Here is a 17,203-nt window from a genome sequence, read left to right as displayed (position 1 = left end):
TGCGGTCGTGGTCGCTCAGGAGGCCTTGAGGATGTCGACCACGAAGAACAACGTGTCGGTGCCCTTGATGCCGGCCTGCTCGTTGCCCGTCTTGCCGTAGCCGTCGGCCGGCGGGATCTCGAGGATGACACGGGAGCCGACGGTGCGGCCGACAAGTCGCTCGTCCCAGCCCTTGATGACCTGGCCGACGCCGATCGGGAACTCGGCGGGCTCGCCGCTGTAGGACTCGTCGAACGGCTCCTTGGCGTCGTACACCTGGCCGAGGTAGTCGACGGTGAGGGTCTGGCCGGCCTTCACCTTCGCGCCGTCACCCTTCACGAGGGTGGTGGCGATCAGCTTGCCGGTCGGCTCGTGCGCGTCGGTGAAGTCGAGGCCGGTGATCACGCCGTCCTTCTGGATGAGCGTGGGCGCCCAGCCGGCGGGCTTCTTGTCCTCGCCCTGCGGGCCGTCGAGGACCGGCACCGTCTCCGAGCGACCCATGATGTCGACCACCGCGAGGACGGAGTCCTTGTTGCCGATGCCGATGGTGGGGTTGCCGGTGTCGCCGTAGGCCTTCGCGGCCGACGTCAGCACGACGACGCGGTCGCCGACCTTGTGGCCGATCATCGCGTCGCGCAGGAACGGGAGGACCTCCGAGGTCAGCTCGACCGACTGGGTCGCGCCGTCCTTGGTGTAGGTGCTCTGCGCCTCCTCCTCGGTGAATCCGTTGCCGATCCACCAGTTCGCCGCGACGGTGTCGCCGTCGGCGACGGTCTCGCCGTCACCCTCCACGAGCACATCGGTCTCCTCGTCGGAGCCGTCGAGGCGGCCGTCGAACGTGACCTTGGGCTCCTCGCCCTGCTTGCCCTCGATGGTCACCGAGCTGAGCGACTTGCCGCCCTCCTCGGTGTCGCCGGACGCGGAGCCGCAGGCGGCGAGTCCGAGGAGGCTGAGGGTGAGGACACCGCTGAGGGCAGCGGAACGTACACGAGACACAGGTTCACCTAATCGATCGGTCGGCGTTGCCGGGACACCCTATCCAGCGGCTCCCACCCGCGGTGCCGCGACACCGCCGCACGTGGGGATCGAGGGAGGCGGGAACGACGCCTCACATCCCGTCGATGAGCCGCTGCACGCGCTCGTCGTAGGCCTTGAACGGGTCCTTGCACAGCACCGTGCGCTGCGCCTGGTCGTTGAGCTTGAGGTGCACCCAGTCGACGGTGAAGTCGCGCCGCCGCTCCTGGGCCTTGCGGATGAACTCGCCGCGGAGCCGCGCGCGGGTGTTCTGCGGCGGCACGCTCTTGGCCTCGAAGATCTTCAGGTCGCTGGTCACCCGGGCGACGGCACCGCGCTTCTCCAGCAGGTAGTAGAGGCCGCGGCCGCGGTGGATGTCGTGGTAGGCGAGGTCGAGCTGCGCGATGCGCGCGTCGCCGAGGGACATCCCGTGCTTGGCGCGGTAGCGCTCGATCAGCTTGAGCTTGATGACCCAGTCGATCTCGCGGTCGACCAGGCCGAGGTCGTCGGACTCCACGGCCTTGAGCCCGCGCTCCCACAGGTCGAGGGCCCGCTCGATGGTCGGGGTGGAGATCTGGCGACGGTCGACGAAGTCGCGGGCCTTGCCGAGGTACTCGGCCTGGATCTCCAGGGCGCTCGCCTCGCGGCCGTTGGCCAGCCGGACCTTGCGGCGGCCGGTGGTGTCGTGGCTGATCTCGCGGATCGCCCGGATCGGGTTCTCCATCGTGAGGTCGCGCATCACCACGCCCTCCTCGATCATCCGCAGGACGAGGTCGCACGAGGCGACCTTGAGCATCGTCGTCGTCTCGCTCATGTTCGAGTCGCCCACGATGACGTGCAGGCGGCGGAACCGCTCGGCGTCGGCGTGCGGCTCGTCACGGGTGTTGATGATCGGTCGGCTGCGGGTAGTGGCGCTGCTGACGCCCTCCCAGATGTGCTCGGCGCGCTGGCTCACGCTGTAGGACGCCCCGCGCGGGGTCATCACGACCTTGCCTGCGCCGACCACGATCTGCCGCGTCACGAGGAACGGGATCAGGATGTCGGCGAGCCGGCTGAACTCCCCCGCCCGGCCGACGAGGTAGTTCTCGTGGCAGCCGTAGGAGTTGCCCGCCGAGTCGGTGTTGTTCTTGAAGAGGTAGATGTCGCCGGAGATGCCCTCTTCGTGGAGGCGGTTCTCCGCGTCGAGGAGCAGCCCCTCGAGGATCCGCTCGCCGGCCTTGTCGTGGGTCACGAGGTCGACGATGTCGTCGCACTCGGGCGTGGCGTACTCGGGGTGGCTGCCCACGTCGAGGTAGAGCCGGGCGCCGTTGCGGAGGAAGACGTTGGACGAGCGACCCCAGCTGACGACCTTGCGGAAGAGGTAGCGGGCGACCTCGTCGGGGCTCAGGCGACGCTGCCCCTTGAACGTGCACGTCACGCCGTACTCGTTCTCGATTCCGAAGATCCGCCGGTCCACACCTCCACCCTAGTCTCGCTAGGGTCGACGACCGTGGACTTCCGTGACTACGACACCCGGCTGGCGGCGTACGCCGTCGTCGTCGACGACTCCGACCGCGTGCTGCTTGCCCTCTGGAACGAGCAGGCCGAGCACTCCTGGACACTCCCCGGCGGCGGCGTCGAGCTGGAGGAGACCGCCGCCGAGGGCGCGGTGCGCGAGGTGCGCGAGGAGACCGCGTACGACGTCGAGCTGACCGGGCTGCTCACCGTCGACTCCCACGTCGTCGCGCCCGAGCGCCGCCTGCACTGGCACGACCGGCCGCTCAAGAGCGTGCGCGTGGTATACGCCGCGCGTGTCGTGGGCGGCGAGCTCACCCACGAGGTCGACGGCACCACGGACGAGGCCCGCTGGATCCCTGTCGGTGACGTGGACGGGCTTCCCCGCGTCCCGCTCGTCGACGTCGGTCTCGACGCCTGGCGCGCCCGGGCCTGACCGACGACGCGCCGCGGGAGGTCCGTCGTGGGAGGACGGCATTTTCGGGGGCTCCCTTGACGGGCCCGGCACGCGCGGGTGAGCGTTCCTCCATGGGCCCCCGTCACCTCGTCGCGACGGTCCTGGTCGAGCCGGGCGTCGTGGAGGACCTCGAGCTCCGGGTGATGACCGACGACCTGTGGCTCTGGCCCGTGCGCACCGCTCCCGTCGTCGTCGACGGACCGCGGCTGGAGTTCCAGCTGCGCAGGCGCCTCGTCGAGCAGCGCCGCGGCGAGTGGGACGACGCCGCCGGCTGGACGCCGGTGTGGATCGGCTTCGGGGCCGCGTGGCACGAGTTCGGTCCTGACGGCAACGTGCAGCCGACCGGCCCGCTCCCTTGGGCTGCGCACCAGCGGCTCTGGCGCGCGCTCGACGAGTTCGGCCCGCTCGTGCGCTACCAGCGCCGCCTGCGCGGCATCCCGACGGTGGCGACCGCGGAGTGGCCCGGGCTCAACCTGCGCTGAACCGCCGTCAGCCCGGCTGGCCGGTCGAGGGCGTGCCCGGGCCGCTGGGGTCGACGGGTGGCTGCGGCGCGGGCGGGGGTGCCTCGCCCGGCGCAGCCGGGTCGGTCGGCGTGGGGTCGGTCGGCGTGGGGCCGGATGGCGGGGCCACGGGAGGGGCGACCGGCGGGGCGACCGGGGGCTCGCCGGTGACCGGGTCCTCGAGGGGAGGCGTCGCGCCGCTGACCTGGTCGGTCGGGTCGGCGGGGTCGTCGTGGCCGCTCTGCTGTGGAGCCGAACCGGCGATCGCGTCCTCCGGCGCAGCCACCGCAGGCTCCTCCGCGCCGCGCTCGCCCAGCACCTGGCTCAGCCGGGGCTCGCGCAGCCGCAGGAACTTGCGCGGCTGCACGCGGGTGCGGTCGAGCACCGCGACCTCGAGGTCGTCGGTCGGGATCACCCGGTCGTCGGTCTCGCTGTGGCCCAGTGCGGCGACCGCCACGCGGAGCGCCGCGTCGAGCGGAGCTCCGGCCTCGTAGTGGTCCTTGAGGTAGCCCGCGACGACATCGGCGGCGCCACCCATCACGGCGAAGCCGTGCTCGTCAGCCACCTGGCCGTCGTAGGTCAGACGGTAGAGCTGGTCGTCCTCGGCATGGTCACCGATCTCGGCGACGAAGATCTCCACCTCGTAGGGCTTCTCGCCACCGGAGGAGAAGATCGTGCCGAGCGTCTGGGCGTAGGCGTTGGCCAGCCCCCGTCCGGTGACGTCACGCCGGTCGTAGGCGTAGCCCCGCATGTCGGCGAGGCGCACGCCGGCGATGCGGAGGTTCTCGAACTCGTTGTAGCGCCCGACCGCCGCGAAGGCGATCCGGTCGTAGATCTCGCTGACCTTGTGGAGGGCCTGCGAGGGGTTCTCCGAGACGAACAGCACGCCGTCGGCGTACTGGATCGCGATGACCGAGCGCCCGCGGGCGATGCCCTTGCGCGCGAAGTCGGCCCGGTCCTTCATCAGCTGCTCGGGCGAGACGTAGAACGGCATACTCATGTGAGGGCTCCTGCTGCTCAGGTCAGCGGTGCGACGGGGCCGTCGGGACGCTGCATGCGCGAGGCGATCATCCGGTCGGCGATCGCGGCGACCTCCTCGTCGGCCATCCTGCGGCCGCCCGCGGGCGTGATCACGTGGACGACCGGGAAGATCCGGCGGGTCAGGTCGGGGCCTCCGGTGGCGGAGTCGTCGTCGGCGGCGTCGTAGAGCGCCTGGACGGCCGCCGTGACGACGCCCTCCTCGTCGAGGTCCTCGCGGTAGAGCTTCTTCAGCGATCCGCGGGCGAAGAGCGAGCCCGAGCCGACGGAGTGGAAGGCGGTCTCCTCGTAGCGGCCGCCGGTGACGTCGTAGCTGAAGATCCGGCCCTGGTCGGCCTCGAGGTCGTAGCCGGCGAACAGCGGGACCACGGCGAGGCCCTGCATGGCGAGGCCGAGGTTGGCACGGATGAGGGCAGACAGCCGGTTGGCCTTGCCGTCCATCGACAGCGTGGTGCCCTCGATCTTCTCGTAGTGCTCGAGCTCGGTCTGGAAGAGCCGCACCATCTCGACGGCGAGCCCGGCCGTGCCGGCGATGCCGACCACGGAGTACTCGTCGGCCGGGAAGACCTTCTGGATGTCGCGCTGGGCGATGATGTTGCCCATCGTGGCCCGACGGTCGCCGGCCATGACGACGCCGCCGTGGAAGGTCGCCGCCACGATGGTGGTGCCGTGCGGCGCGAGGTCACCGGCGTCACCGGTGGGCACGGCGCGACGCGACGGCAGCAGGTCGGGTGCCTGGACGCCGAGGAAGTCCGCGAAGCTCGACGTGCCCGGCGTCATGTAGGAGGCGGGCAGGCGAGAGTCGCTCACTGTCCGCCCTTCTGGATGAACGACTTCACGAAGTCCTCGGCGTTGGTCTCGAGCACCTCGTCGATCTCGTCGAGGATCGCGTCCACGTCCTCGTCGATCATCTCCTTGCGCTCGGCGACGTCGCTCTCGACGACCTCCTCGGTCGCCGTCTCCTCCTGGGAGGACTTCCGCGGCTGCTTCTGCTCCTGGGCCATACCAGTGACCCTATCCACTCGCGCCGACGTCACAAGGACGTTGGTGGTCCGCGGACGGCGCGTCGGGTCAGCGGGTGATGGCGGCGACGAGCGCCTGGGCGGTGTCGCTGCGGTCGATGAGCGCGCCGACGTGCGCCTGGGTGCCCCGGAGGGGGTCGATCGTCGGCACGCGCTGGAGGGACTCGCGTCCGGGCAGGTCGAAGATGACCGAGTCCCAGGAGGCCGCCGCGACGGAGTCGGCGTACTTGTCCAGGCAGCGGCCGCGGAAGTAGGCACGGGTGTCGGTGGGCGGTTCGTGCATGGCTTCCTCGATGGTGGCGTCGTCGAGCAGCCGCTGGATCCGTCCGGACGCCGCGAGCCGGTGGTAGAGGCCCTTGTCCGGGCGGATGTCGGCGTACTGAAGGTCGATGAGGTGCAGCTTGGCGTCGTCCCAGTCGAGCCCGTCGCGGTCGCGGTACTGGGTGAGCAGCTTGAGCTTGGCGACCCAGTCGAGCTCGGTCGCGCACTCCATCGGGTCGCGCTCGAGGCGCGTCAGCACCGACTCCCAGCGCTGGAGCACGTCCAGCGTCTGGGGGTCCGCGTCGGCGCCGAAGCGGTCCTCGACGAACTTCCGCGCCAGGTCGAGGTACTCCAGCTGCAGCTGTACGGCGGTGAGCCGGCGCCCGTCGCGCAGGGTGACCAGGTGCTTGAGCGTCGGGTCGTGCGACACCTCGCGCAGCGATCGCACGGCGCCCTCGACGGACAGGTCGGCGTCGATGAAGCCGTCCTCGATCATCGCCAGCACCAGCGAGGTGGTGCCGGTCTTGAGGTAGATCGAGATCTCGGCGAGGTTGGCGTCGCCGAGGATCACGTGGAGGCGGCGGTAGACGGCGGGGTCGGCGTGCGGCTCGTCGCGGGTGTTGATGATCGGCCGCTTGAGCGTGGTCTCGAGGCCGACCTCGACCTCGAAGTAGTCGGCGCGCTGGCTGATCTGGAAGCCGTGGTCGCGACCGTCCTGGCCGATGCCGACCCGCCCGGCGCCCGTGACGACCTGCCGGGAGACGAAGAACGGCGTCAGGTGCCGCACGATCTCCGCGAACTGCGTCGAGCGGCGCATCAGGTAGTTCTCGTGGGCGCCGTAGGAGGCGCCCTTGTTGTCGGTGTTGTTCTTGTAGAGCAGGATCGGCGCGGTGCCCGGGACCTGGGCGGCCATCCGCGACGCGTCGAGCATGACCTGCTCCCCCGCCTTCTCCCACCGCACCACGTCGAGCGGGGTGGTGACCTCCGGCGAGGAGTACTCCGGGTGCGCGTGGTCGACGTAGAGCCGGGCGCCGTTGCCGAGGATGACGTTGGCCAGACCGAGGTCCTCGTCGGTCAGCTGGCTCGGGTCGGCGACCTGGCGGGACATGTCGAAGCCGCGGGCGTCGCGCAGCGGCGACTCCTCCTCGAAGTCCCAGCGGGCGCGCCGGGCCTTCACCGTCGAGGAGGCGTAGGCGTTGACGATCTGCGACGACGCGACCATCGGGTTGGCGGCGGGCTGCCCCTGCACCGAGATGCCGTACTCGACCTCGGTGCCCATCACGCGTCGTACGCTCATGGCATGAGCCTACGGCTGTGGGACGAACGCGTCGTGCCTCGCCTGACCGACCTCAGCCTGCGCGGGACGGAGGTCGGTGAGCTCCGCGAGGTCGCCTGCGCGGGGCTCACCGGCCGCGTGCTGGAGATCGGCTTCGGCAGCGGCCTCAACGTCCGGTGGTACCCGGGTGAGGTCACCGGCGTCACAGCCATCGAGCCCTCCGACCTCGCCTGGCAGCTGTCGGAGCGCCGTCGGGCGCGCACCGGGCTGCCGGTCGAGCGCGCCGGGCTCGACGGCCAGCGTCTCGACCTGGCCGACGGCTCGCACGACAGCGCGCTGGTCACCTTCAGCCTGTGCACCATCCCCGACGCGCTGCGAGCGCTGCGCGAGGTCCGTCGGGTGGTGCGCGACGGCGGCACCCTGCACGTGCTGGAGCACGGGCTGGCCCCCGACGAGCCCGTACGCCGCTGGCAGCGGCGCCTCGAGCCGGTGCAGCGCGCGATCGCGGGCGGCTGCCACCTCACGCGCGACGTGCCGGCCCTCGTCGCGGAGGCAGGGTGGCACGTCCGGGAGCTGCAGCAGGAGTACCTCCCCGGTCCGGCCGCCAGCCGGCCGTGGACCTTCGGCTACCGGCTGCGGGCGGATTGAGGGGACGGGGCGACGCGGCTCAGCGGCCGCGGCGCAGGAACCCCATCAGGAAGATGACGATGACGACGATGACGACGATGATCAGAATGGTTCGCATTCGTTCAACCTAGCCCTCGCGGCCCTCGCCCGGGCCCTCCCGGCGGGTGGGGCGCTCAGGACTGGCGCGACTGCCAGGCGTGGGCGAGGTTGACCGCCACGATGCCGGCCAGCGTGACCAGGAGTGCGGCGAACTGGCCGTTGACGCCCAACGCGATGCTGATCGGGATGAACGCGATGAGCGAGACGATGCCGAGCGCCAGCTGGCGGGCGCCACCGCCCGCCACCGCCGCCGTACGTCCGCGCTGGAGCGCCACCTGGTCGGCCACCCGGCGGTCCACCGCCCGTTCGATGCGCTCGGCGAAGCCCTCGACCAGCTCGGCGTCGTAGCGTGCGCCGAGCTCGCGCCGGGTCGCCAGCGCAGCCTCGATGTCGCTGTGCCCGAGGTCGTCCTCCGCCGCCATCAGCGGCTCACAGGTACTGCCCGGTGTTGGCGACGGTGTCGATGGAGCGGCCGGGCTCGGTGCCCTGCTTGCCGGTGATGAGGGTGCGGATGAACACGATGCGCTCACCCTTCTTGCCCGAGATCCGCGCCCAGTCGTCGGGGTTGGTCGTGTTGGGCAGGTCCTCGTTCTCCTTGAACTCGTCCACGCACGCCTGGAGCATGTGCTGGACCCGCAGGCCGCGCTGCGCCGGGTTGAGGTCGCTGTCGAGGAAGTCCTTGATCGCCATCTTCTTGGCGCGGTCGACGATGTTCTGGATCATCGCGCCGGAGTTGAAGTCCTTGAAGTAGAGGACCTCCTTGTCGCCGTTGGCGTAGGTGACCTCGAGGAAGCGGTTCTCCTCCGACTCGGTGTACATCCGCTCGACCGTCGCCCGGATCATCGCGTTGACCGTGGCCGCGCGGTCGCCGTGGAACTCGCCGAGGTCCTCGGCGTGCAGCGGCAGCGTGGGCGTGAGGTACTTGGAGAAGATGTCACGCGCCGACTCGGCGTCGGGACGCTCGATCTTGATCTTCACGTCGAGCCGCCCCGGACGCAGGATGGCCGGGTCGATCATGTCCTCGCGGTTGGAGGCGCCGATGACCAGGACGTTCTCCAGTGCCTCGACGCCGTCGATCTCGCTCAGCAGCTGGGGCACGATCGTGTTCTCCACGTCGGAGGACACCCCGGAGCCGCGGGTGCGGAACAGCGAGTCCATCTCGTCGAAGAACACGATGACCGGCGTGCCCAGCGAGGCTTTCTCGCGCGCCCGCTGGAAGACCAGGCGGATGTGGCGCTCGGTCTCGCCGACGTACTTGTTGAGCAGCTCGGGGCCCTTGATGTTGAGGAAGTACGACTTCCCGGATGCACCGGTGCGCTCGGCGACCTTCTTGGCCAGCGAGTTGGCGACCGCCTTCGCGATCAGCGTCTTGCCGCAGCCGGGCGGGCCGTAGAGGAGCACGCCCTTCGGGGGCTTGAGCTCGTGGTCCTTGAACAGCTCGGGGTGGAGGTAGGGCAGCTCGACCGCGTCGCGGATGGCGTCGATCTGGGTGGTGAGGCCGCCGATCTGCGTGTAGTCGATGTCGGGCACCTCCTCCAGCACCAGCTCCTCGACCTCGGACTTGGGCACCACCTCGTAGACGTAGCCGGCGCGGGTGTCGAGCAGCAGCGAGTCGCCGGCGCGGATGGTGACGTCCTCGGCGCGCAGCGGCTCGGCGAGCCGGACGACGCGTTCCTCGTCGGCGTTGGCGATCACGAGGGCGCGCTCGCCGTCGGCGAGGATCTCCTTGAGCATGACGACCTCGCCGACCTGCTCGAAGTCCAGCGCGGCGACGACGTTGAGGGCCTCGTTGAGCATGACCTCCTGGCCACGGACCAGGCCGTCGAGCTCGACGGCCGGGCTGACGCTCACGCGCAGCTTGCGGCCACCGGTGAAGACGTCGACGGAGTCGTCGTCGTTGCGCGTGAGGAAGGTGCCGAAGCCCGCTGGCGGCTGGGCCAGCCGGTCGACCTCCTCCTTGAGCGTGGTGATCTGGTCACGTGCGTCGCGCAGGGTCTGCGCCAGTCGCTCGTTCTGGCTGGACACCGCGGCCAGCGACCGCTGGGCGTCCGCCAGGCGCGTCTCCAGGCCTCGGCCCTGCCCCGGCGCGTCGTCGAGGCGGCGGCGCAGGTCGGTGACCTCTGCCTCCAGGTAGCGCACCTGAGTGGCAAGTTGCTCGCGTGTCGGCTCAGTCATCTCGCACCTCTTCCCGTCGTGCTCCCTTGCGACACTACCCACTGGGCGTCGAGACGGAAGTGCTTATCTCGCCGTGTTGATCACCGTTTCGCAACGCCGGCGTCACCCGGCCTCCAGCCGTCGTTGAGCCGGCGGATCGCGTCGAGCTCGGCGTCGCTGAACGCGCCGGACGCCTCGAGCACCTGCTGGAGGACCGCGGACTTGCCGGCGACGTAGGTGTCGGTGTCCATCCCGGGATCGGCCGCGAGCGCGCGCTTGACGTCGGCGTACGCGTCGCGCAGGTCGTCGCGGCTGCGCAGCACGTCACGGACCGCGAGGTGGTTGCGCACGTTGGCGGTGCCCTCGGCGCAGACGTAGACGTTGCGACGCGGCGGCCCCGGGGCGAAGAAGGCCTCCCGGCCGGTGACCCCGAGGTCTCCGCGGTGCTCGTAGCCGACGGACTCCAGCGCGGCGATCGCCGCGGGGACGTCACCGGGCGCCACGACCACGTCGACGTCCAGGACCGGCTTCGCCGCGAGCCCCGGCACCGAGGTGGAGCCGACGTGCTCGACCCGGGCGGACGCGAGGTCGGCCAGCGCGTCGCGCAGGACGGCGGCCACCTCGTCGAACTGGCCGGCCCACTGCGGCGACCAGTCGACGACCTCGACCCCGGTCACCTGTCGGTGTCGGGGTGGCCGTCGGTGGCTTCCAGAGGAGGTACGTCGGCCGGGCGTGGGCCGGTGTAGTCCGGGCCGTACGCGCCCGGCGCGGGACGGCGGGTCTTGCGCGGCGGCTTCTCCCCCGGGGCCATGCGGCGGGCGGTGACGAGGAAGGCGGTGTGACCGATCATCTTGTGGCCGGGGCGGACCGCGAGGCCCTCGACGTGCCAGTCGCGCACCAGCGACTCCCAGGGCTGCGGCTCGGTGAAGCCGCCGTGGGTGCGCAGCGTCTCGACCACCCGGGAGAGCTGGGTGGTCGTGGCGACGTAGGCGCACACGATGCCCCCGGGGACGAGCGCGTCCGCGACGGCGTCGACGCAGCTCCACGGGTCGAGCATGTCGAGGATGACGCGGTCGACCTTCGCGCCGAGCGAGGGCAGGCCGTCCTTGAGGTCACCCAGGCGCAGGTCCCAGGCCGGGTGGGTCTGGCCCTCGGGTGCGGAGAAGAACTGGTTGACGTTGCGCCGCGCCACGTCCGCGAACTCCTCGCGGAGCTCGAAGGAGGTCACCCGGCCCCACGGCCCGACGGCGCGCAGCAGCGAGCAGGTGAGCGCCCCGGAGCCGGCACCCGCCTCGACCACCCGGGCGCCGGGGTAGATGTCGGCCAGCGACACGATCTGGGCCGCGTCCTTCGGGTAGACCACGGCCGCACCGCGCGGCATCGAGACGACGAACTCGTTGAGCAGCGGGCGGAAGACGAGGTACTGCCCGCCGGCCGACGAGGTGACGGTGAAGCCTTCCTCGCGGCCGATGAGGTCGTCGTGGTCGAGGTGACCCTTGTTGGAGAAGAAGCGCTTGCCCCCGACGAGCTCGAAGTTGTGCTTGCGGCCCTTCTGGTCGACGAGGCGAACCCACTCGCCCTCACGCAGGGGGCCGCGGTGGACGCCGGACCAGGCCTCGGCAGGGACGTCGGGAGACTGCTCGGACATGCCGCGCAGACTAGTGGCCGGAGGGCCGATTCGCTCAGCCGGCGGCGTTGTCGCGGAAGGCCCGGTCGACGTCGGCGGTGGCGAGCACGCCGTAGATGCGGCCGTCGTCCTCGACGAGGAGGTACTCCTCGGCGGGTCGCCTGCTGATCGCGAGGATGAGCTCCTCCCCCGCGACCGTGGCGGGCAGGGTCAGGCCCTCCTCCATCGCCCGCGCGACGGTGGACACCGGCACCCACGGGCGCCGCTCGGCGGGCATCGCGGTCACCGCCGCCTCGTTGACGATGCCCAGCGGACGACCGTCGGGCGAGACCGTCACGATGCTCCCCGCCTGCGCCTCCTGGGCGCGGCGCACCGCCTCGGCCAGCGGGAGGTCCGCAGGGACGGTCAGGGTGCGGCGCGCGAGAGGGCGCGCCACGAGCGCCGGCAACCGTTGGCGGAGCCGGGCGTGGGTCATCGCCGCGGTCGCCCCGGTCCAGAGGAAGAGGCCGAGGATGAAGACGAGGACGAGGTCCATGATCGACGCCGGCACGCCCGTGAGCGGCTCCTGCACCACTGGCCACGCGAGCAGCGCCAACGCGGCCAGGCGACCGCCCCAGCCGGCCACGATCGTGGCGCGGTGCTGGTTGCCCGAGGCGCCCCAGACCAGCGCCTTGAGCACGCGCCCGCCGTCGAGCGGCAGGCCGGGCACGAGGTTGAGCACGCCGATGACGAGGTTGGCCGCAGCGAGGCTCCAGACCGCCTCCCGCACCAGGCCGTCGGGGACCACGAACCAGAGCCCGGCGGCCGCCAGGCCCACCGCGATCGAGGTCAGCGGACCGACCACCGCGATCCAGAACTCGTGGCGCGGCTTGCGCGACTGGCCGTCGATCTCGGTCATGCCGCCGAGGAAGTGCAGCGTGATGGAGGTGACGCCGTAGCCGAGGCGCTGGGCGGTGACCGCGTGGGAGGCCTCGTGCAGCAGCACGGACAGGTAGAGCACGACGGCGAAGACCAGGCCGGCGACGTACTTCCAGAAGCCAAGGCCGGGCTCGACCTGCTCGATGCGCGGTGCGAACGACAGCGAGATCAGGATCGCCACGAGGATCCACGAGCTGGTGATCAGCACGTCGATGCCGGCGATCGACCCGATCCTGAGCGTGCCCGGTGCCCGCGGGCCGCGGCGGGTCGGCTGCGGCTGGGCAGCGGGCGGACCGGGTCTCTCATCAGGCACGACACGACCCTAACGAACGCCACCCACAGGCGGTCCGCGCGCACGGCGCTGTCGTACGCCTCGCCTAGGGTGGCCGCGTCATGTCGATCTCCGCTGCACCGTCCTCGTCCGGCGACTCCCTCGCCGGCTCCCCCGCGGACTCTCCCGCCGAGCGGGTCTCCACACCAGTGGACGGAGTCGACGTCCTCGGGGCGCTGTCGCCCAGCCGTGCCGGCGACTTCATGGCCTGCCCCCTGATGTACCGCTTCCGCACGATCGACAAGCTCCCCGAGGAGCCCTCACCGGACGCGGTGCGGGGCACCGTGGTGCACAAGGTCCTCGAGGACCTCTTCGACCTCCCGGCGCCCGACCGCACGCCCGACCGGGCCGCCGACATGCTCGTGCCGGCCTGGGACGCGCTGCTCGAGGCGGAGCCGGGGCTGGCCGAGATGTTCTCCGGCGAGGGCCCCGACGTCGCCTCGTGGTTGGCGTCCTGCCGCACGGTGCTGGCGCGCTACTTCGACCTCGAGGACCCCCGCCGCCTCGAGCCGGCGGAGCGCGAGCTCTACGTCGAGGCGCTCCTCGACTCCAGGCTGCTGCTCCGGGGGTTCGTCGACCGCATCGACGTCGCGCCCGACGGCCGGGTCAGGGTGGTCGACTACAAGGGCCTAGCCCTCGACACCCCTCTTCCCACTCCCACTGGTTGGACCACGATGGCAGATGTCGCCGTGGGCGACGAGCTCCTCGGTCGAAGCGGACGTGCGACGCGGGTCGTCGCGAAGTCACAGGTGCACCACCGACCTTGCTACCGGGTGTCGTTCAAGGATGGATCTTCGGTGGTCGCGGACAACGTCCACCTGTGGAGGGTCGTCACCAGCAGACGGCAGCAGCAGGTGGAGGACGTGATCAGCACCGAGTCCCTTGCCCGTGAGCTGGCGGCGCTGCGAGCCGACGGCCGACCCAGCTCGCTCTGGGTGTCGTCGGCGTCTCCACTGGTCACCCCCGATGTCGAGCTTCCCATCGATCCGTGGTTGCTGGGTGCGTGGCTCGGAGACGGTGATTGCGCCAATGGCGGTCTCACGGTTGGCAAGAAGGACCTTGCCGACACCCTCGTCCTCGTGAAGGCCGCCTGGGACAAGGCAGTCCTTGTTCGGGAGGAACAGTCAGCCTTCCGCGTCACACCGTCCAAGGACCCCAGCCAGTGCACCTTCGGACATGACGAGTTCCGTCCGGCGACCGTAGGGCATCAGACGAGGCGCTGCGCTCACGAGGAGCTGCACCGCGGGGCGGTCCAGGTCAACCTGTCCTTGTCGGGCAAGCTACGGCGCGAGGGCCTGTTGCACAACAAGCACATTCCGCGTCGGTTCCTACGAAGCGGGACGGAGCAGCGCATCGCGCTCCTGCGGGGCCTCATGGACACGGATGGATGGTGGAACACGACGCGCCGCCGAGCCTGGTTCACGACCACTGACGACACGTTGGCTCGTGACGTGGTCGAGCTGATGCGCACCTTGGGCATCAATCCGTGCCACTCCCAGAAGCCCTACACGAACGCCGTCCGCAACGACCGGACATGGCACGTCATCGAGTTCACGCCGTCGTGGTTCAACCCCTTCTCACTTCCCCGCAAGGCACTCGCCTCCCAAGGAGCAATCACGCCTCTGCAACAGGATCTCTCCAGCCGACGGGTGATTGCTCGGGTGGACCAGGTCGCCTCCGTGCCGACGCAGTGCGTCGCTGTAGACGCGCCGGATTCCATGTACCTGTGCGGCGAGGGCTTCATCCCAACACACAACACCGGGCGCAGCCCGAGCGAGGGCTTCGAGGCCAAGGCGCTGTTCCAGATGAAGTTCTACGCGCTGGTGATCTGGCGCCTGCGCGGGATCGTCCCGTCGGTGCTGCAGCTGATCTACCTCGGCAACGGCGAGATCGTGCGCTACGAGCCCGACGAGGACGACCTCCGCGCCACCGAGCGCAAGGTCGAGGCGATCTGGACGGCCATCCAGCTCGCGCAGCAGACCGGTGACTGGCGACCGAGCCCGTCGCGGCTGTGCGACTGGTGCTCCTACCACCAGTACTGCCCGACCAAGGGCGGCGTGGTGCCGCCGCTGCCCGTGCGACCCGCGCCGGTGCGCGACGTGTCGACCGACGAGTCGACCGACTGAGCGGGCGGGCCGACTCCCGACTCCCGGGCTCGCCCGGTCCGTCATCCGAACCCGAGCCCATCGGTTCCGGTTCGGATGACCTAGCACGCCTCCGGCGGGTTCAGATCCCGATGTCGGCGGCGGGCGGGGTGAGCGGTGCTGCGCCGTCGTCCGGCCCGCCCCACGGGCTCTCCACCAGCTGTGCCTCCACCTGGTGCGGCTTCAGCTCCCCCGCCGCGATCTGCTCGGCGAAGTGGCAGGCCACGCGGTGGCTGTCGGAGACGCCGGGCACGTCGACCACGCGCAGCTGCGGGCGCTCGGTGTCGCAGAGCGTCTCCTGCCGCCACGGGCAGCGGGTGTGGAACCTGCAGCCCGACGGCGGGTTGGCGGGGGACGGCAGGTCCCCCGTGAGCAGGATCTGCTCGCGCGAGTCCTCGACCTTCGGGTCCGGGACCGGCACCGCCGACATCAGCGCGCGGGTGTAGGGGTGCAACGGGATGTCGTAGAGCTCGCCCGCGCCGGACTCCTCCACCAGCCCGCCGAGGTACATCACCCCGATCCGGTCGCTGATGTGGCGCACCACGGCGAGGTCGTGGGCGACGACGAGGTAGGTCAGGCCGAGCTCGTCCTGGAGGTCCTGGAGCAGGTTGATCACCTGCGCCTGGATGGAGACGTCGAGGGCACTGACGGGCTCGTCGGCCACGATCAGGTCGGGGCCGACCGACAGGGCCCGGGCGATGCCGATGCGCTGGCGCTGTCCACCGGAGAACTCGTGGGGGTACTTGCTGAGCGCCGCGGCCGGCAGGCCCACGGCGGCCATCAGCTCGCGGAGCCGGGCGTGGGTCGCCGCCTTGTCCTTGTCGAGCCCGTGGGCGCGCATGCCCTCGAGCAGCAGTGCCTCGACCGTCTGCCGCGGGTCCAGGCTCGACATCGGGTCCTGGAAGACCATCTGGAACCGCTTGCGCTCCTTGCGCAGCGCCTCGCCCTTGAGCGACGCGATGTCGACCCCGTCGAACACCACGTGCCCCGCCGTGGGCGGCTCGAGGTTGAGGATGGCCTTGCCGAGCGTGGACTTGCCGCAGCCCGACTCCCCCACCAGCCCGTAGGTCTCGCCCCTCCGGATCGACAGGTCGACGCCGTCGACGGCGCGCACGTGGCCGACCGTGCGGTCGAACACGAGCCCGCTCTTGATCGGGAAGTGCACCTCCAGGCCGGTCACCTCCACCAGCACGTCAGAGGCGTCGGGGGCTGCCGGGGTGGGTGCCTGGTCCGTCGTGGTGCTCACCGGGTGCCTCCCATCGGGTTGAAGCAGCGGAAGCCGACGACCTGGTCGCCCTCCCACTCGGGCATCTCGCGCGTGCAGACGTCGAGCACGTTGGGGCAGCGTGGCGCGAACGCGCAGGCGGACGCCCACGGCAGGTTGTCCGCGACCGACCCGGGCACGGGAGAGAGCTTCTCGCCGCGCGGGGCGTCCAGCCGCGGGATCGAGTTGAGCAGCCCGACCGTGTAGGGGTGGCGCGGACGCTCGAAGAGGCCGTGCCGCCCGCCGCGCTCGACGATCTTGCCGCCGTAGAGCACGTTGACCTCGTCGCACAGCCCCGCGACGACGCCGAGGTCGTGGGTGATCATCACCAGTGCGGTGCCGGTGTCGACGACCAGCTCCTTGAGCAGGGCGAGGATCTGCGCCTGGATCGTCACGTCGAGCGCCGTGGTCGGCTCGTCGGCGATCAGCAGGCGCGGGTTGCAGGCCAGGGCCATGGCGATGAGCGCGCGCTGACGCATACCGCCGCTGAGCTGGTGGGGGTAGTTGGCCAGCCGAGCCTTGGGGTCGGGGATGCCGACCCGGTCGAGCAGCTCGGCGGCCTTGGGCGTGGCCTCCTTGCGGCTCAGGCCCTGGTGGCGCTCCATCACCTCGGTGACCTGCCGGCCGATGGTGATGACCGGGTTCAGCGACGACAACGGGTCCTGGAAGATCATGGCGATGTCGGCACCCCGGCGGTCGCGCATCGCCGACGGCGACAACGACAGCAGGTCCTCGCCGTCGAACAGCGCCGCGCCGGAGACCCGGTTGCCGCGCGACGGGAGCAGGCCCATGATCGCGAGCGACGTCACCGACTTGCCGCACCCGGACTCGCCGACGAGGCCTACGGTCTGCCCCGGGCGTACGTCGAAGCTGACGCCGTCGACAGCCTTGAACGGCTCCTGGCCGTGGCGGGCGAAGGTCACCTCCAGGTCGCGGACCGACAGGAGCGGCTCGCCGGACGCGGCCGGACGGCGGGACTGCTGCGTCACCTGCGTCAT

Annotated in this window: 17 protein-coding genes; 4 read left to right on the top strand and 13 right to left on the bottom strand. The window is 70.8% G+C overall.

From position 1 onward, the window contains the following. Window positions 1-15: 15 nt before the first annotated feature. Window positions 16-975 carry an FKBP-type peptidyl-prolyl cis-trans isomerase gene (locus tag ASC64_RS11990; protein WP_056907736.1) on the bottom strand — a complete coding sequence of 320 codons (960 nt, stop codon included), beginning with the start codon at window positions 973-975 and terminating at the stop codon, window positions 16-18. 112 nt (window positions 976-1,087) lie between these two features. Then, window positions 1,088-2,449, bottom strand: a complete 1,362-nt coding sequence (gene pafA, locus ASC64_RS11985) for a Pup--protein ligase (protein ID WP_056907735.1) — start codon at window positions 2,447-2,449, stop codon at window positions 1,088-1,090. A gap of 33 nt (window positions 2,450-2,482) precedes the next feature. Here pafA and ASC64_RS11980 point away from each other — a divergent pair, with 33 nt between their 5' ends. Both ASC64_RS11980 and ASC64_RS11975 read left to right on the top strand, forming a co-directional pair. After that, window positions 2,483-2,923: an NUDIX hydrolase gene (locus ASC64_RS11980; RefSeq protein WP_056907734.1), complete on the top strand. Its 441-nt coding sequence runs from the start codon at window positions 2,483-2,485 to the stop codon at window positions 2,921-2,923. 92 nt (window positions 2,924-3,015) lie between these two features. Continuing rightward, a complete protein-coding gene (locus ASC64_RS11975; RefSeq protein ID WP_056907733.1) occupies window positions 3,016-3,426 on the top strand; it encodes a hypothetical protein in 411 nt (136 codons plus the stop codon). Between the two features lie 7 nt (window positions 3,427-3,433). Here ASC64_RS11975 and prcA read toward each other — a convergent pair whose 3' ends face one another. The 4 genes from prcA to dop form a co-directional block, all read right to left on the bottom strand. After that, window positions 3,434-4,444 carry a proteasome subunit alpha gene (gene prcA / locus ASC64_RS23010; RefSeq protein WP_082550405.1) on the bottom strand — a complete coding sequence of 337 codons (1,011 nt, stop codon included), beginning with the start codon at window positions 4,442-4,444 and terminating at the stop codon, window positions 3,434-3,436. A 17-nt stretch (window positions 4,445-4,461) separates the two neighbouring features. Further along, window positions 4,462-5,292 (bottom strand): proteasome subunit beta, encoded by an 831-nt coding sequence (gene prcB / locus ASC64_RS11965; protein WP_235563691.1) that lies wholly within the window; start codon window positions 5,290-5,292, stop codon window positions 4,462-4,464. Continuing rightward, entirely contained in the window at window positions 5,289-5,486 is a 198-nt protein-coding gene (locus ASC64_RS11960) for a ubiquitin-like protein Pup (protein ID WP_056907732.1), read from the bottom strand. Before ASC64_RS11960 ends, prcB begins: the two co-directional genes overlap by 4 nt. Window positions 5,487-5,553: 67 nt before the next feature. Then, window positions 5,554-7,062 (bottom strand): depupylase/deamidase Dop, encoded by a 1,509-nt coding sequence (gene dop, locus ASC64_RS11955; RefSeq protein ID WP_056907731.1) that lies wholly within the window; start codon window positions 7,060-7,062, stop codon window positions 5,554-5,556. A 3-nt stretch (window positions 7,063-7,065) separates the two neighbouring features. Between dop and ASC64_RS11950 the strand changes: the two genes are divergently transcribed. After that, complete coding sequence (locus ASC64_RS11950) at window positions 7,066-7,689, top strand: class I SAM-dependent methyltransferase (RefSeq protein WP_056907730.1); 624 nt, start codon at window positions 7,066-7,068, stop codon at window positions 7,687-7,689. Window positions 7,690-7,841: 152 nt separating this feature from the next. Here ASC64_RS11950 and ASC64_RS11945 read toward each other — a convergent pair whose 3' ends face one another. From ASC64_RS11945 to ASC64_RS11925, 5 genes are all read right to left on the bottom strand, one after another. Beyond that, window positions 7,842-8,189, bottom strand: a complete 348-nt coding sequence (locus tag ASC64_RS11945) for a hypothetical protein (protein WP_056907729.1) — start codon at window positions 8,187-8,189, stop codon at window positions 7,842-7,844. Between the two features lie 7 nt (window positions 8,190-8,196). Beyond that, the gene (arc, locus tag ASC64_RS11940; protein ID WP_056907728.1) at window positions 8,197-9,942 is read right to left on the bottom strand and encodes a proteasome ATPase; all 1,746 of its coding nucleotides are present in this window, start codon (window positions 9,940-9,942) and stop codon (window positions 8,197-8,199) included. A gap of 80 nt (window positions 9,943-10,022) precedes the next feature. Next, window positions 10,023-10,598 (bottom strand): GrpB family protein, encoded by a 576-nt coding sequence (locus tag ASC64_RS11935; protein WP_056907727.1) that lies wholly within the window; start codon window positions 10,596-10,598, stop codon window positions 10,023-10,025. Next, entirely contained in the window at window positions 10,595-11,569 is a 975-nt protein-coding gene (locus ASC64_RS11930; RefSeq protein WP_056907726.1) for a tRNA (adenine-N1)-methyltransferase, read from the bottom strand. Before ASC64_RS11930 ends, ASC64_RS11935 begins: the two co-directional genes overlap by 4 nt. A gap of 34 nt (window positions 11,570-11,603) precedes the next feature. Next, window positions 11,604-12,779 (bottom strand): site-2 protease family protein, encoded by a 1,176-nt coding sequence (locus tag ASC64_RS11925; protein ID WP_235563690.1) that lies wholly within the window; start codon window positions 12,777-12,779, stop codon window positions 11,604-11,606. Window positions 12,780-12,859: 80 nt separating this feature from the next. Between ASC64_RS11925 and ASC64_RS22355 the strand changes: the two genes are divergently transcribed. Next, on the top strand, window positions 12,860-14,923 hold the full coding sequence (locus ASC64_RS22355; protein WP_162245799.1) for a PD-(D/E)XK nuclease family protein: 2,064 nt from the start codon (window positions 12,860-12,862) through the stop codon (window positions 14,921-14,923). A gap of 100 nt (window positions 14,924-15,023) precedes the next feature. Here the strand turns inward: ASC64_RS22355 and ASC64_RS11915 are convergent, their stop codons facing one another. Together ASC64_RS11915 and ASC64_RS11910 are read right to left on the bottom strand one after the other, a co-directional pair. After that, window positions 15,024-16,187: an ABC transporter ATP-binding protein gene (locus ASC64_RS11915; RefSeq protein ID WP_156385152.1), complete on the bottom strand. Its 1,164-nt coding sequence runs from the start codon at window positions 16,185-16,187 to the stop codon at window positions 15,024-15,026. Further along, a complete protein-coding gene (locus ASC64_RS11910; protein ID WP_056907725.1) occupies window positions 16,184-17,203 on the bottom strand; it encodes an ABC transporter ATP-binding protein in 1,020 nt (339 codons plus the stop codon). The genes ASC64_RS11915 and ASC64_RS11910 overlap by 4 nt, the downstream gene beginning before the upstream one ends.

Source organism: Nocardioides sp. Root122 (assembly GCF_001425025.1).
In the GTDB taxonomy this organism is placed as follows: domain Bacteria; phylum Actinomycetota; class Actinomycetes; order Propionibacteriales; family Nocardioidaceae; genus Nocardioides.
This window is presented reverse-complemented; position numbering and strand designations above follow the sequence as displayed.